Source organism: Terriglobia bacterium (genome assembly GCA_020072815.1).
Classification (GTDB): domain Bacteria; phylum Acidobacteriota; class Terriglobia; order Terriglobales; family Acidobacteriaceae; genus Angelobacter.
Window position 1 is genome coordinate 125,821 of the sequence record JAIQGE010000005.1, and the last position, 14,927, is coordinate 140,747.

Consider the following 14,927-nt stretch of genomic DNA (forward strand, 5'->3'; position numbering starts at 1 on the left):
TTCCCAATTTGTGAATTCTTCGCTGACTACGCCATCATCACCAAGGCTTACGTGCCGATCATCGCTCTGGGGGCCGTTGGCGGGACTCTGATCGGGTTCGTGGTGCAGAGATTTGGCAGATGATACGTCCTATTTATCGCTGCTTTGTCGTTAACCAGACGTTGACATTGGCCCCTGCAAGGTCTATGGTTTCGGGCGGCCCTTTCTGCACTCTCCCTGGAGGTTCTCACCGCCATGCATCAGCCTATTGCTGAAAAACATTCATTTCTAGGTCGCGCTGGATTGTTCCTTTGCGCGGCCATTTTGTTGGTGCCTACTTTTGTCGCGGCGCAAACCCGGCCGCTGTTCAATTTGCAGTCCACCACGCAGTCGCCTTTTCCCAGTGACCGCTTTACCGTCCTCGATCCCGGCCAGAACACCGGCATTCGAGTGGCGCTGCCGCTGCCAAACTGCGCCACCAATCCATCGGACTGCGCCGATCTATCGCTGCTGAACCAGCTTGACGGCTTCAATCCCCAGCCCCGGCTCTCCATACCTTTTGACGGCGCCATTGACGTGAGCACGGTCAACAGCAGCACCGTCTTTCTGGTGGGGTTGCCGGCCGGTTTCGCCTTCGGCCAGCAAGCGGACGACAACGTCTTTCACGGCTTTACGCCCAACATCATCGGCATCAACCAAGTGGTCTGGGACCCGGCTTCTCTGACGCTGTTTGCCGAATCCGACCAGCATCTTGACCAGCATGCCAGCTACCTGCTGGTGGTGACCGACGGCGTGCACGATTCGGCCGGCAATCCGGTTGTTGCCACCCGCGACTTCCGCAACCTGGATGCCGACGAGAGCGCCGACGCCCAGGCCCGCCTTTATCGCCAGGCTCTCCGCAGCCTGATTGACAACGGCACCCTGCACCGCATTGCTCCCGGCCTGGAAAAGAAGCACATTGCCGCAGCCAGCCTGTTTACCGTGGAAAGCGTGACTTCCACCCTGGAAAGCATTCGCAACCAGGTCAAGGCCGCGGCAGCGCCCAGCGTCAACTTCAACCTGGGCAGCGGTGGTGAGAAGACGGTGTTCCCGCTCAACACTGTCACCGGGCTTACCTGGAACGTCCAGGCGTTGACCGTGGGTCCGCTCATCCCGACAAGCCTGAACGGCAACTTAGGGGCCTTGCAGGTTTTCCCCGGTTCCATCAGCACCATGGCGTTCGGCAAGTTCACTTCAACGCAGTGGAAGAACGGCAACGTGTTCATCCCCGCGGTCCCCACGCGCAGCGACGTGCCGCCGACGGGCACCGAAGACCTGTACTTCAACCTGTTCATTCCTTCCGGCCCGCGTCCCACCAACGGCTGGCCAGTGGCCATCTTTGGCCACGGATTCACTGACAGCAAGCAGGGCGCGCCGTTTGCCGTGGCGTCCACGCTGGCGCATAACGGCATTGCCAGCATCTCCATCAACGTGGTGGGCCATGGTTTTGGCCCCAACAGCACGCTGACGGTGAAGCAAGGCGCGACTTCTGTGACGTTCCCCGAAGGCGGCCGAGGTTTTGACCAGGACGGCAACGGCCAGATCACTTCCGCGGAAGGCTCTTCCACGTTCTTTGCCAGCCCGCAAGGGACTGTCGGCTCGCGTGACGCGCTGCAGGAAACCGTGGCTGATCTGATGCAGTTGGTCCGCGCCATCCAGGGCGGCATTGATACCAACGGTGACGGCCTGCCTGACCTCGACGCCAATCGCATTTACTACGCCGGGCAGTCCTTCGGCGGGATCTATGGCACCATCTTCCTCGGCATCGAGCCTGACGTCCGCGCCGGCGTGCCCAACGTTCCCGGTGGAGCGATCATTGATATCGTCCGGCTCAGCCCGTCGTTCAAACTTTTGCTGACGCAGGCGCTGGCCGTGCGCGTACCTGCGTTGCTCAACGCCGGGCCGCCGTTCTTCTTCAATGACAACAGCCCGCTGCGCAATCTGCCGCCGGTGATCAACGCCGTGCCGGGGGCGGTTGCCATTCAAACCGTGGAAGACACCAGCCGCTGGCTGGGCCAGGCCGGCGACCCCGTCGCCTGGGCGCCCTTCATCCGCAAATCACCACTTCCCGGTGAGAGTGCGAAGAGCGTGATCATCCAGTTTGCCCGCGGCGACCAGACGGTACCCAACCCCGCGGCCACGGCGCTCATCCGCTCCGGCGATCTTGCTGACCGCGCCACTTTCTTCCGCAACGACATTGCGTTCGCGTTGGGAGTCGGTTTCGGCAAGAACCCGCACACGTTCCTGACCAACATCGGCGGAACACCGCCGGTGGCGGGAGTCGCGGTGGGAGGGCAGAGTCAGATTGCCATCTTCTTCGCCACCGACGGCGCGCTGATCATTGATCCTGATGGTCCAGGGCCGTTGTTTGAGGTCCCAATTTTTGGGGCGCTGCCGGAAGACTTGGGGTTCATTCCGTAAAGAATTTGGTAAATGAGTAAATTGGTAATTGGGTAATTTGGCGTGCACGAGTACAGCCAAGTTACCCAATTGCTTCAATTACCAAATTACGAAATTACCCAATTACCAAATCTCAGAATTTCAGCCGTTCTCGCGTGGTGGTGATGTGCGCCAGGTGGTGGTTGCCGTGCCATGAGTACAGCGCCACCAGCCAGTCAATGTTGTGCACGCCGGATTCCGGATGGTTGAGCTTGCGCCTGAAATCTTCTTCCTTGAGCGACTTCAGCAGCGGCACCCAGCGCGCGTGAATAGACTCCAGCAGCGTGAGTGAAACCTCCACCGGCGCCAGTTCTGAATCTTTGAGCCGGGCCCAGGCCGCTTCATCGTAGGGCTTGATGGTCGGCACGTTCTCGGTCAAAGCGAGTTTGGTGCGGATGTAGGCGTTCATGTGGCTGTCAGGCACATGGTGGACGACCTGGCGCAGGGTCCACCCGCCATCGCGGTAGGTCGTTTCCCATTGCTGGGAAGTCAGCCCGGCAACGGCCTGGCGCATCTTGGCGGGCAGGGCGGCAATGGTTTCAATATGCTTGGCCCGGGTTTCGGACGTTGGGTCGGACTCCGGAGTAAAGTGGCCGGTGGGATACCTCAGATCGGGCATAAAACCTCACAAAAACTGGCGGTGCAGGGCCAAAAGAGTACTGTATCAGGCAATTATATGAAGAAAAATAAGGACTTACACATAATTTGAACCATAAAAATTTCTTGACCTTAGGGCGGTTTACCATTAATTTATAGCCATCCACGGGTGGACGCGCGAATCTTTAACCAGCATTCCAGGAAGGTCAGCCGCTCCCTTAAGTCAAAGTTGAAGATAATTGTGCAACGCAGATACCGCCGTTGGCGTCTAATAAGCGCAAATAGGTCTCTGGTCATTCCCACAAACAAGTTTTGGCGTGCCGGAACCTCTCGGCATAAAGAATGCAGCGTTTTTGCTCCGCCCAGATTTGTGGTGGCTGTAAAGATTTGAATTCATTAGGAATCGCGAAGAAACCGAACTAATACATAGGAGGAACGTATGCGCTCAAACCTCATTTACGACGCGCTCGACACTGTCAACAACCGCTATCTGCTGTGCCAGATCGTTTCCAAGGCGACGCGGAAGTTCCATAAGCCGACCACCCGCATCCAGGAGACGATGAATGACGTGCTGGTTCGCGTTGGAGGCGCCGATGAGCAGCAAGAAGTCATGACCGCGCCCAACGGTGATGTTGCAGAACCACAGCGTCGCGCTGCATAATAGACATTCCTGAAAATCCCGCCGGGCCTGGCCGCCTGGCGGGTCCTCAGGTTAGACCTGAGGCAAGAAGTTCTCGCCTTCTGAAATTCCAACGTTTACGTCCTCCCTGTCCATCAAGAAAATCCTCATAGGTGACAAATGACCATTGCAGAACTCAAAGAAAAAAACATAACTGAGCTTACCAAGATCGCGCGCACCCTCGACCTGCCTGGCGCCAGCGGTCTCCGCAAACAGGACCTCATCTTCAAAATCCTGCAGGCTCAGAGTGAAAAAGAAGGGCACATCTTCGCCGAAGGCGTCCTGGAAATCCTGCCTGACGGCTACGGCTTCCTGCGCTCTCCCGATTACAACTACCTGCCCGGTCCCGACGACATTTACGTTTCGCCCTCGCAGATCCGCAAATTTGATTTAAAGACCGGTGACACCATCAGCGGCCAGGTGCGCCCGCCGCATGAAGGCGAAAAATATTTCGCGCTGGTCAAGATTGAGGCCGTCAACTTTGAATCGCCGGAAGAAGCGCGCAACAAGATCCTGTTTGACAACCTGACGCCGCTGTATCCGCAGGAGCGCCTCAAGCTGGAAACGCTGAAGGAAAACGTGAGCGCCCGCGTCATGGACCTGCTGACGCCGCTGGGCAAAGGCCAGCGCGGCTTGATCGTCGCGCCGCCGCGCACCGGCAAAACCATGCTGTTGCAGAACATCGCCAACTCCATCACCACCAACCATCCGGAAGTGGTGCTGATCGTCCTGCTGATTGACGAACGTCCGGAAGAAGTCACCGACATGCAACGCTCGGTGAAGGGCGAAGTTATTTCTTCCACATTTGACGAGCCCGCGGCCCGTCACGTACAGGTTGCGGAGATGGTCATTGAGAAAGCGAAGCGATTAGTCGAACACAAGCGCGACGTGGTGATCCTGCTCGATTCCATCACCCGCCTGGCGCGCGCCTACAACACCATTGTTCCGCCTTCAGGCAAAGTGCTCTCCGGCGGCGTGGACTCCAACGCCCTGCAGCGGCCCAAACGTTTCTTCGGCGCGGCCCGCAACATTGAAGAAGGCGGATCGCTGACCATTGTCGCCACCGCCCTGATTGACACCGGCTCGCGCATGGACGACGTGATCTTTGAAGAGTTCAAAGGCACCGGCAACTGCGAAATCATTCTTGACCGCAAACTGGTGGACAAGCGCGTCTTCCCGGCCATTGATATCCAGCGCTCCGGAACGCGCAAAGAAGAGCTGCTGATTCCCAAGGAAGACCTGGCCCGCATATGGGTGCTGCGCAAGGTGCTGAACCCGCTCTCGCCGGTGGAAGCCATGGAACTGCTCATTGATAAGCTGGGCAAGACGCCGTCGAACGGCCAGTTCCTGTCGAACATGAGTTCGATTTAGAGCAGCAATTAGCAACTGGCAATTGGCAACTAGCCAAACCAAAAACAAGCCGCGAGTTTCGCGAATCAACACGAATCAAAGCTAAAGGAATTGACCAGCGTGTTGGCCCTTATTCGCGGACCCCTTGCCCAGGTTTGCCCAAGGCGACTGGGAGGCGGGAACTCCCCGGCCCAATCGCCGTGCTGTGCACGGGAGTGCAGCTTTTTGTGCAGCGCGGTGCAGCTTCAGCCGCTTTTCTTTCGTTTTCTTATCTAAAGTCTTTTGACATTTGGGCGCAACGATACTACCTTAATCTGCACTTATTGATGTCGGAGAAAGTTTGTCTGCGCCCGAATCAAGTTAAAAAGCAAGATCAGGCCCCAGGTGATTGCCCTCAACCCCCATCCGCGGGACGGGCAATGACCATGCTAGTCTAAGACCGGACGCAAGCACCTTCCCCCGAAGATCAATCTGTACCACATAGGAAATCACCGTCGAGCGAGTCGCTAAAAGGTCCCCCTCGATATCGCCCGGCCGGACTTAAAAGACGGAGGTGGCACAATGAGGAAGTTATCCGCGATCGGGGCTCTTCTTATTGTTTTGTCCAGTATTCCGCTTTGGGCGGGACAGCTCAGACCAGAGGAAAAGCGCGCGCTGGAGTTGAAGCCGGCGGTGGTCCTGGTTCTGGTGGATTTCAAGACCAAGTGGACCCTGGAAGTCTTCCCTAAACCAATCGAGTTGCGCCACACTTCCACCGGCACCGGGTTCCTGTTCCGGCCAGACGGCTATCTCATCACCAACGGGCACGTGGTGGCTGACGCCAACATGAAGGACCCCGAGGCCTCAGACGCACTGAAGCGCCGCCTGCGCGAAGAATTCCTGAACGCGCTGAAACAAGGCGCCATCTTTCGCGTCATCGAAAGCCAGATCAAGCGCAGTTTGACTGAGCAGGAGCAGATCGCGGTTGCCAAGTCCGAATACAGCATCACCATCTCCAAGCCGGAGCTGAAAGTGATCCTGGCCAACGGCAAGGCGCTGGACGCCGACATTCTGCAATACAGCGGCGCCGTAGATCAAAAAGGCAAGGACGTGGCCATTCTCAAGATTCCCGGCACCAATCTCCCCACCGTGTCGCTGGGCAACTCTGAGGATGTCCGCCTGCAAGAACAAATCATGGTGCTGGGCTATCCCGGATTGGCGTCTCCCTGGGGCGGAAGTTCGGTGAGTTCGCTCATCAGCCAGGAATCCAGCCTGGAGCCCACCGCGACCAACGGGCATATTTCGGCCCTCAAGACCGAGAGCATCGGCACGCCTCTGCTGCAGTCGGATGTGGCCATTACCCACGGCAACAGCGGCGGTCCCGCGTTTAACGACAAAGGCGAGGTCATAGGCCTGGCCACCTACGGCGCGCAGGAAGTGCAAGGCTTCAACTTCCTGGTGCCGATTAACACGGCCATGGAGTTCGTCCGCCAGACCGGCGTTTCGCCGGAAATCGGCACCTTCAACCGCCACTGGGCCAACGCCCTGGATCTGTACGACGAAGGCCAGTGCAACAAGGCCATCACCGAAATTGACAACGTGTCCCAGTTCATGCCGAATTTGCCTGACGCGGCGCGCTATCGTTCGGCCGCGGTTTCCTGCGTGGACAAGATGAGCGTTGTCCAGAAGACCATGGAAACGGTGGGCAAAGGGCCGGCCATTGCCATTGCCGCTGTGGTGGTCCTCATCGTGGTGGTATTGCTGGTGATGTTGGCCCGATCAGGCGGCAAGGCAGCGCCCGCCCAGGTGCCCGCGCAGGCGGCCGCTGGTGTGGCAAATGTGGCAACTATGGGCAGCGCTCCCACCCTGCCGGTCCAAACGGCGCCATCACCGGCGCTGGCGTCCACCACGGTGGAGCAATCTTTCGGACGTATCCAGTTCATTGGCGGATCGCTTTCCGGCCGCACCTTCAAAGTCAGCAAGAACGGGCTATGGATCGGGCGCGATGCATCCAAGTGCGAAGTTGTGGTCACTGACGATTCGGTTTCCGGCCAGCATGCGTGGATTGTCCCCGCCGATGGCCACGTGGTGGTGATTGACAAAGGCTCCACCAACGGTACTTATCTGAATTCTGCCGACGCGCCGCGCGTGAGCAAAGTCGGGTTGCACAACGGTGACCGCGTCTTTCTGGGGAAAAAGGGTTCAGTGTTTACCTACTTTGCGGGATGAACCGGGCAAAGAGCGCGCCGCCTGCTTGGGAAATGAAACCTGAGCGCGGCGCGGTCACAGTGAGCCAGAGCATGGCCAGCGACAATCATGGAGGGTCTTGAGCATGTCAAAGTTTTGTGTAAACGGGCATCAGATGGAAGATTCCTGGGAGCTGTGTCCTTTTTGCCAGAAGACGGGCTTTGCTGCGGCGGTCCCGGCCAGCGCCAAGACGCGGATTGAAACCGCCACCGCCCCTGACATGCCGCCGGCCGCGTCGGGCGGGCGCAAGACCGTCCTGATTTCTGAGCGCCGCAAGGCCCCGGTGGTCGGCTGGCTGGTGGCCATGTCCGGCGAGCAGAAAGGCGACGACTTTCGCCTCCGCGACGGCCAGAATATTCTGGGGTCGGCCCCCGATGCAGAAGTCCAAATCAAGGACCCCACGGTTTCCTCCAAACACGCCAGCTTGCGCTACAAGGACGCCAAGTTTTTCCTCACTGATCTGGATTCCAGTAACGGGACGTTCTTGAACGACGGCGCCACGGCGATTGCCCGCGAGGAACTGAAGGACAACGATACAATTCGCATCGGTGAAGTCGTTCTGAAATTCAAGTGCTTATAACTTTCCCAGGCCAATGGTGAACCCGACGAAACCGATGACTGATCCCGGGCAGACCGCCAAGGTCCGTCCCGGCGTGGAAGTGGGCAGCGTTTCTGATCCCGGGTGTGAGCGTCCGGACAACCAGGACAACTATTGTTACGCCGAGCCGGAAAGCGATGAGCAGTTCGCCAAGAAAGGCCGGCTGGCGGTGGTGGCCGACGGCATGGGCGGCTACGAAGGCGGCGCGCTGGCCAGCGGAATCGCCGTGGAGGTGATCCGCTCCAAGTATCTGAACAGCGAGCTCAACGCTCCGGAAGATGCTCTGGTGGACGCGCTGGTCTCAGCCCACGTGGCCATTCGCAACGCCGCCCGGGAAAGCCCTGAGGATTCCCGCATGGGCACCACCTGCACCGCAGCCGTGATCCACAACAACCAGCTCTTTTACGTTCACGTTGGGGACTCGCGGCTGTATATGGTGCGTAACGCGGGGATCACCCAGGTGACGCGCGACCAGACCATGATCGAAAAACTGGTGGATGAGGGAATCCTCACGCGGGAGCAGGCCAAGACCCATCCTGACCGCCACGTGTTGATGACGGCGCTGGGCGTGGGCGAAGAAGTGCCCGCCGAACTCCCGGAGAATCCCATTCCGCTGCGCGACGGAGACGTCCTGCTGCTCTGCTCTGACGGTCTGCACGACCTGGTCAGCGATGAAGAGATTCTTCAGACGGTCCTGCAGGACATTCCTGAAGCGGCTTGCCACAAGTTGGTGGACCAAGCCAAGGCCCGCGGCGGCTATGACAACATTACCGTCCAGATCGTCAAGATCCATCCGCGCTGAGCAGCGCCCGAGCTGCAGCAGCGCATGAGAAAGGCGCCAGGACATGATCGGTAACCAGATTGCGAACTTCCGCATCGTCGAAAAGCTCGGCGCGGGCGGTATGGGCGTGGTTTACAAGGGAGTGGATATCCAACTCGACCGCCCTGTCGCCATCAAAGTCCTGAGCACGGAGTTTGTAGGGAATCCCGAACTGATGCAGCGCTTCCAGGCGGAAGCCAAGGCCCAGGCCAATCTAAACCACACCAATCTGGCCACGCTGTACGCCTTCCTCATCGTGGAGGGCAACGCCTTCATGGTCATGGAATTCGTGGACGGCGAAAACTTTGACCAGATCATTCACCGCGCCGGCCCCATGCAAGCCAAAGACGCGGTGCCCTGGTTCAAGCAGGCGCTGCTGGGCATCGGCGCGGCGCATCGCGTGGGCATCGTCCATCGCGATATCAAGCCCAGCAATCTCATGCTGAACCGGCAGGGAATCGTCAAAGTCATGGACTTCGGCATTGCCAAAGCTTTGGGCACGCGGGGAATGACCAAGACCGGAATGCAGTTGGGGACCCTGAACTACATGTCGCCGGAACAAATACAGAACCGCGGCGTGGACGTGCGCTCTGACATCTACGCTCTGGGCATCACGCTGTACGAGATGCTCAGCGGCCATACGCCGTTTGAAGGCGACAGCGATTTCCAGATCATGCATGACCACGTGACGGCCACCCCGCCGCCGCTGCATCGCTACTACCCGTACGCGCCGCGGGAATACGAGCCGGTGCTGGCCAAGGCGCTGGCCAAAAATCCTGACGACCGTTTTCAAACCGTGGAAGAGATGGGAGCCGGTCTGGAACATCCGGAGAACGTCATTGTTCCTCCGCCGCTGGCGGCCCCGCCCATGGTCCGCGGCACCGTGATGGACTCTACAGGTTCCAGGGTCAGTTCTTCCGCCGTCACCATGCCGCTGAACCCGACAGCGCCGCCCGGGCCGGCGCCGGCAGCAGGCGCGGGAATGACGGTTCTGGCGGGAACCGGATACGCCATGCCGGCAGCAGGAACGCGACAGCCAGCGCCGGTCGCGGGAACCGGACAAGCAGTGCCAGCCGGGGGAGCGGGACAAACTGTGCCGGCATCGCCCTCCGCGATGACCGTGCCCATGGGCGTGACGTCCATTCCGCAAGGCGTGGCGACGATTCCGCCTGCGCCGCCGGCCGCTGCGGGTACCTCGCGCCGCACCATACTAATGCTTGCTATCTCGCTGGTCGGATTATTGGCGGTGGCCGTGATGGCGGTGGTTTTGTGGCCCAACAAAACAGCGAAGGGTGGGGGCGGATCCGTGCCTCCGCCTCCCCGGCAAGAACAGCAGGCGGGAGGGGCTTCCGCCACTTCGTCGCCGGAGGAAATTGTGATGGCCACCGGAGGCGAGAAATCATCAGGTCCGGCGGTCGGCGCCGATGACTCTGCCAGCGCAACTCCGGCCGCGACTCCTCACAAACTGGTCCCGCCGCCTGGCCCTTCGTCCGGCGAGCAGACCGCCCAGCGGACTCCGCCGCCCACGCCGCCTCCCACGCCCCGGGTGCAGGCGCAAGCTCAGCCGAGTCAGGACCAGTTGCAGCGTTACCAGCAGGAACAATTGCGGCAACAGCAGAACGCCCAGGGAAAGAACTTCCTGGTGAAACATCGCCACATCGTCGGCGCGCAGACGTACTACTGCGCGGGCTGGATGAATGTCAAGCCGGATGGCACGGTGTCTTACGTTTGCGCCGCCAGCAATGACCCCTCGGGCCGCTGTGAGCGCGTCACGTTCCCGGCCGGAACTTTCAAACAAGTCAAGCTCGTCGGCGGAGGAATGCTTCACCTCTCCACCAGCGGCATGGGCAACTGGGATTTCTTTGATTACAACGTGGCGGGAAGCGCCGTGGGCGCGTACCAATCCATACAGGGTTCATCGAAGTGAAATCAGCGAAGCATGGGCCTCTATCGTGACGACTGGATGGCGGCGCTCGTTGGTTTTGGCCTTGGCTATTTGCTAATTGCCAGTTGCCAATTGCTCTTCTTCAGCAGTGGACGACCTTCTCTGACTTGATCCCCTTGGTTGCGTTGCGCGTGTCCACCACCAGTTGCGATTCGTTGACGATCTTCTGGTAATCGTAATCGGAGTGGTCGGTCACAATCAGCACGCAGTCGTATTGCTGCAGGTTGTCGAGCGGCGCGCAGGTCATCTGCAAGTTGTATTTGCGTCCGCGGCCCACGCGAGGAAAGTAAGGATCGTTGTAAGCAACTTCCGCTCCCCGTCCCTGCAGTTCTTCAATAATGGTCAGCGACGGCGACTCGCGGAGATCATCAATATCGCGCTTGTAGGCCACTCCCAGCACCAGCACTTTGGCCCCGTTCAGCGCTTTCTTCTTCTTGTTGAGCGCTGACGCCACGGAGTTGACCACGTGATAAGGCATGGCGGTATTGATTTCCCCGGCGAGCTCGATGAAGCGAGTGTGGAAGTCAAACTCTTTGGCTTTCCAGGAAAGATAAAAGGGATCAACCGGAATGCAGTGTCCGCCCAGTCCTGGTCCGGGATAAAACGGATGGAACCCGAACGGCTTGGTGGAAGCTGCGGCAATCACTTCCCAGATATCAATGCCCATGCGCAGGCAAAGCAGTTTCAATTCATTCACCAGCGCGATGTTCACGCAGCGATAGATATTTTCCAGCAGCTTGGTCATCTCGGCCGCGGCCGGACTCGAAACCGGCACCACGCGGTTGAAGATGGCGTTGTACAGAGCGCCGGCCATCGCGGACGCCGCCGGGCTCATGCCGCCCACGACTTTGGGAATGTCCTTGCGCGCAACGGTGTCATTGCCGGGATCTTCGCGCTCGGGAGAGAAGGCGATGAAGAAAGTCTTGGCAGGATCGTCATCATCCTTATCGCTGCGCGCGGCTTTGAGCCCCAGGGAGTTGCCTGCTTCCAGAATCGGCGCCAGCACTTCTTCCGTGGTGCCGGGATACGTGGTGCTTTCCAGGACGACCAACTGTCCGGCGCGCCGGTGCGGCGCCAGCGAGCGCGCGGTGGCTTCAATCGCGCTCAAGTCCGGTTCGCGATACTCATTCAGCGGCGTGGGGACGCAGATAATGATCGCGTCCATATCCCGGGCGCGCGAGTAGTCGTTGGTGGCGGAAAAGCCTTGCGTGCGCGCCGCTGCGATCTCCGCTGGCTGAATGCGGTAGATGTAAGACCGGCCGCTGTTCAACGCCTGGACTTTTTCCGGGTCAATATCAAAGCCGGTGATGGCGAAGCGCTGTTCGCTGAACAGCAGCGCCAAGGGCAGGCCGACGTAGCCCAAGCCGACGATCCCAACTTTTGCGGTGCGCGCTGTGATGCGCGCGCGGAAGAGCTCGGCGTGCGGAGACAGGCGGCCGGGTTGAGGAGACATGCGGTTCGGCAAGATTTTCTCCTCCATTGTAGGGCCGCGTGTCCGCCGGAAAAGCCGGGCCATGAACAGCGGTGATTCAGGGGTACCTGCGTAGCTACTATTCCGCGCCGACGGCTCCTTTTAATTTACTGATTTGGCGGGGGTTCCTGTCCTTGGCGGCGGCTGGTTGCGGCCCTTTTGGGCTGCCTGCCGCATAGATTAAAGACCTACGGAAGTATGGTAATCTTAGTTACTAACTGGAAACTCCCCTCAGTTCAGTCAAACGCGTGGCACAGAAGCGCAAATCCGCCTTTCAGATTTCTTACGTCACCATCACTTACCGCAGTGTGTTCATGGGGGCGTTGAGCGTGCTCGCCCTGGCGGCGGTGGTGATGTACTTTGCGTTTCCGGATACATCCAACCGCGTGATCCTCGCCGGCCAACTCAGCTTCAGCAAGGTTCTGGCCAAGTTGGGCGTCTCCGGCAGCGCCAGCGCCAGTCCCAACACCGAGCCCGGCCCGCGGCAGGCGCATTTCACGAACATTGACGGGACCGTGCGGGTGAAAAAAGCCAGCACCAATTCCTGGATTCCCGCCGACTACAGCCTGGCCCTGGAACCCAATGATGTGGTGCAGACTGCACCGGAAGGTATGGCGAAAGTGGCGTTCACGGATGGCACCAGCTACACCGTGAAGCCGGGCGGGCTGATCGTGATCCAGGAGAACACCGTCAATGCCTCGAAGCAAAGCCGGGTGGCGGTGCAGGTCAAAGCGGGTACGGTGGACATGGCCACCGCTACCAACATGGCCGTGGGTTCCAAGTCAGAAGTCATCGTTGCGGGCGCCACAGCCAGAATCGGTCCGGAGAGTTCGGCCACCACCATGGCTGATCCGCGCAATGACCAGAACGAGATTCTGTTGAAGAAGGGCACCGGCGAAGTGGTCCGCGGCAGCGAGAGCGTCAAGCTGGTGGACAACGAAAAGGTCACCTTCGCGGCCGACGACACGCGGCACATGGTGAAAAGCAAAGAGATTGGCCCGCCGATTCTGATTGATCCTCCGAATCTGCGTCCCGTCTTTGTGCCGCCCGGTTCCAAGGGCGTGAGTTTCTCCTGGTCAGAAGTGGAAGGCGCCAAGCGCTACCGCATCAAGATCGCGCGGACTACCTATTTTGCGCCGCCCCTGGAACTGGACAGGGAAGTCAAATTCTCCCAGGTGACGGTTTCCGGCCTGGCCGAAGGCCCTTTTTACTGGCAAGTGCAGTCCATTGACGAAAACGGCAAGCTCTCCGCCGAGAGCGAGCGAAACCGGTTTGTGGTGATTGCCAAGGCGCAGGACAAGGCAGAGATTCTGCTGGAACTGGAACCGTTCCGGCAGATGGGCCACGTGTTTGAGGTGCGCGGCCGGACGGAGCCCAACGCCCGGGTGATGGTGAACGGCCAGGAAGTGGCCATCATTAACAGTGACGGCACCTTCCACCACTTCACCAACCCTCTCCCGACGGGAGAGAACTTTATTACGATTACGGCCCAAAATTCCAAGGGCCAGGCCCATACGGAAACAAAAAATGTGACGATCCAGTAATATTCCCTATTGCTCCGGCGCGGATTTTGTTCCACATTTAGTTGTTTCCAGACAGGTTGTGGATTTGGTGCGGCAGCGATTTCCGCAAAAGACGCTGCGGCGGGGAAATTTTTGCGGGCTTAGGAAATAAGAGAGAGAAGCGGGTATGTCGAAAAACGGACTCAAGTCAGAAAATTCGCGCATTCATAATCTGCGCTCATTGTTCAGCATGTTCTCCAGCGACCTGGCGATTGATCTGGGGACAGCCAACACGCTGGTGTATGCCAAGGGCAAAGGCATTGTGGTGAACGAGCCATCCATTGTGGCCATCAACAAGAACACCGGTGAAGTGGAAGCCGTGGGCAAAGAAGCCAAAGAGATGCTGGGCCGCACGCCGGGAAACATCGTGGCCATCAAACCGATGAAAGACGGCGTGATCGCCGACTTCAAAGTCACCGAAAAGATGCTGAACTATTTCATCCAGAAGGCGCACAACCGCAAGATGCTGGTGCACCCGCGCATCGTGATCGGCGTGCCCTCGGAAATCACGCAGGTGGAAAAGCGCGCGGTCATGGATTCGGCCTATCGCGCCAAGGCCAGTGAAGTCCATCTGGTGGAGCAGGCCATGGTGGCGGCCATCGGCGCCGGGCTACCCATCACCGAACCCAGCGGCAACATGGTGGTGGACATCGGCGGCGGCACCACGGACATCGCCGTGATCTCGCTCAGCGGCATTGTGTATTCGCGCTCCGTGCGCATGGCCGGTAATCAGATGGATGAAGCCATCATGAATTACCTGAAGCGCAAATACAATTTGCTGATCGGCGAACGCACCGCGGAAAATATCAAGCTGGAGATTGGCTCGGCGTATCCCCTGGACAAACCGCTCACCATGGAGATCAAGGGCCGCAACCTGATTGAAGGCGTGCCCAAAACCATCACCATTGATGACAGCGAAATTCGCGAGGCCTTGAGCGAGTGCATCAGCACCGTGATGAACGCCATCCGCGTCGCTCTGGAGCGCACACCGCCCGAGTTGAGCGCCGACATCAGCGACCGCGGAATCGTGCTCACCGGCGGCGGTGCTCTGCTCAAGAACCTGGACAAGCGTATCCGCGAAGAAACCGGATTGCCGGTTTCCATCGCCGATGATCCCCTGGCCAGCGTGGTGCTGGGCACGGGCAAGATGCTCAGCGACTTTAAACTCTTGCGCAAGATCTCAATCGAATAATCCTGCAGGGCGGCCTTGGCCGGTCCGCCC

11 protein-coding genes are annotated in these 14,927 nt (G+C 59.1%); 9 read left to right on the top strand and 2 right to left on the bottom strand.

Features of this window, described 5'->3' with window-relative positions; genetic code table 11:
* Positions 1–234: 234 nt before the first annotated feature.
* Positions 235–2,439: a hypothetical protein gene (locus tag LAO20_07970; GenBank protein ID MBZ5531352.1), complete on the top strand. Its 2,205-nt coding sequence runs from the start codon at positions 235–237 to the stop codon at positions 2,437–2,439.
* Between the two features lie 112 nt (positions 2,440–2,551).
* On the opposite strand, the gene LAO20_07975 is transcribed toward LAO20_07970, so the two are convergent.
* Positions 2,552–3,076 carry a putative metal-dependent hydrolase gene (locus LAO20_07975; GenBank protein MBZ5531353.1) on the bottom strand — a complete coding sequence of 175 codons (525 nt, stop codon included), beginning with the start codon at positions 3,074–3,076 and terminating at the stop codon, positions 2,552–2,554.
* A 417-nt stretch (positions 3,077–3,493) separates the two neighbouring features.
* On the opposite strand from LAO20_07975, the gene LAO20_07980 reads away from it, so the two are divergent.
* The 6 genes from LAO20_07980 to LAO20_08005 all read left to right on the top strand — a co-directional run bounded on the left by LAO20_07980 (position 3,494) and on the right by LAO20_08005 (position 10,654).
* Entirely contained in the window at positions 3,494–3,715 is a 222-nt protein-coding gene (locus LAO20_07980) for a DNA-directed RNA polymerase subunit omega (protein ID MBZ5531354.1), read from the top strand.
* A gap of 138 nt (positions 3,716–3,853) precedes the next feature.
* A complete protein-coding gene (gene rho / locus LAO20_07985) occupies positions 3,854–5,104 on the top strand; it encodes a transcription termination factor Rho (protein ID MBZ5531355.1) in 1,251 nt (416 codons plus the stop codon).
* A gap of 540 nt (positions 5,105–5,644) precedes the next feature.
* Positions 5,645–7,291 (top strand): trypsin-like peptidase domain-containing protein, encoded by a 1,647-nt coding sequence (locus tag LAO20_07990; GenBank protein ID MBZ5531356.1) that lies wholly within the window; start codon positions 5,645–5,647, stop codon positions 7,289–7,291.
* A gap of 103 nt (positions 7,292–7,394) precedes the next feature.
* Positions 7,395–7,889 carry an FHA domain-containing protein gene (locus tag LAO20_07995; protein MBZ5531357.1) on the top strand — a complete coding sequence of 165 codons (495 nt, stop codon included), beginning with the start codon at positions 7,395–7,397 and terminating at the stop codon, positions 7,887–7,889.
* Between the two features lie 34 nt (positions 7,890–7,923).
* The gene (locus LAO20_08000; protein MBZ5531358.1) at positions 7,924–8,709 is read left to right on the top strand and encodes a protein phosphatase 2C domain-containing protein; all 786 of its coding nucleotides are present in this window, start codon (positions 7,924–7,926) and stop codon (positions 8,707–8,709) included.
* A 43-nt stretch (positions 8,710–8,752) separates the two neighbouring features.
* The gene (locus LAO20_08005) at positions 8,753–10,654 is read left to right on the top strand and encodes a serine/threonine protein kinase (GenBank protein MBZ5531359.1); all 1,902 of its coding nucleotides are present in this window, start codon (positions 8,753–8,755) and stop codon (positions 10,652–10,654) included.
* Between the two features lie 100 nt (positions 10,655–10,754).
* Here the strand turns inward: LAO20_08005 and LAO20_08010 are convergent, their stop codons facing one another.
* Positions 10,755–12,125 (bottom strand): nucleotide sugar dehydrogenase, encoded by a 1,371-nt coding sequence (locus tag LAO20_08010; protein MBZ5531360.1) that lies wholly within the window; start codon positions 12,123–12,125, stop codon positions 10,755–10,757.
* 266 nt (positions 12,126–12,391) lie between these two features.
* On the opposite strand from LAO20_08010, the gene LAO20_08015 reads away from it, so the two are divergent.
* Together LAO20_08015 and LAO20_08020 are read left to right on the top strand one after the other, a co-directional pair.
* Positions 12,392–13,687, top strand: a complete 1,296-nt coding sequence (locus LAO20_08015; GenBank protein MBZ5531361.1) for a hypothetical protein — start codon at positions 12,392–12,394, stop codon at positions 13,685–13,687.
* A gap of 208 nt (positions 13,688–13,895) precedes the next feature.
* The gene (locus LAO20_08020; protein ID MBZ5531362.1) at positions 13,896–14,897 is read left to right on the top strand and encodes a rod shape-determining protein; all 1,002 of its coding nucleotides are present in this window, start codon (positions 13,896–13,898) and stop codon (positions 14,895–14,897) included.
* Positions 14,898–14,927 lie beyond the last annotated feature (30 nt).

Bases quoted from the DNA above. Each gene is read 5' to 3' on its own strand.
- LAO20_08020 (MBZ5531362.1), top strand. From the start codon at position 13,896: ATGTTCTCCAGCGACCTGGCGATTGATCTGGGGACAGCCAACACGCTG.
- LAO20_07980 (MBZ5531354.1), top strand. From the start codon at position 3,494: ATGCGCTCAAACCTCATTTACGACGCGCTCGACACTGTCAACAACCGC.
- LAO20_07975 (MBZ5531353.1), bottom strand. From the start codon at position 3,076: ATGCCCGATCTGAGGTATCCCACCGGCCACTTTACTCCGGAGTCCGAC.
- LAO20_08000 (MBZ5531358.1), top strand. From the start codon at position 7,924: ATGACTGATCCCGGGCAGACCGCCAAGGTCCGTCCCGGCGTGGAAGTG.
- LAO20_07970 (MBZ5531352.1), top strand. From the start codon at position 235: ATGCATCAGCCTATTGCTGAAAAACATTCATTTCTAGGTCGCGCTGGA.
- LAO20_08005 (MBZ5531359.1), top strand. From the start codon at position 8,753: ATGATCGGTAACCAGATTGCGAACTTCCGCATCGTCGAAAAGCTCGGC.
- LAO20_08010 (MBZ5531360.1), bottom strand. From the start codon at position 12,125: ATGTCTCCTCAACCCGGCCGCCTGTCTCCGCACGCCGAGCTCTTCCGC.
- LAO20_07990 (MBZ5531356.1), top strand. From the start codon at position 5,645: ATGAGGAAGTTATCCGCGATCGGGGCTCTTCTTATTGTTTTGTCCAGT.
- LAO20_07995 (MBZ5531357.1), top strand. From the start codon at position 7,395: ATGTCAAAGTTTTGTGTAAACGGGCATCAGATGGAAGATTCCTGGGAG.
- rho (MBZ5531355.1), top strand. From the start codon at position 3,854: ATGACCATTGCAGAACTCAAAGAAAAAAACATAACTGAGCTTACCAAG.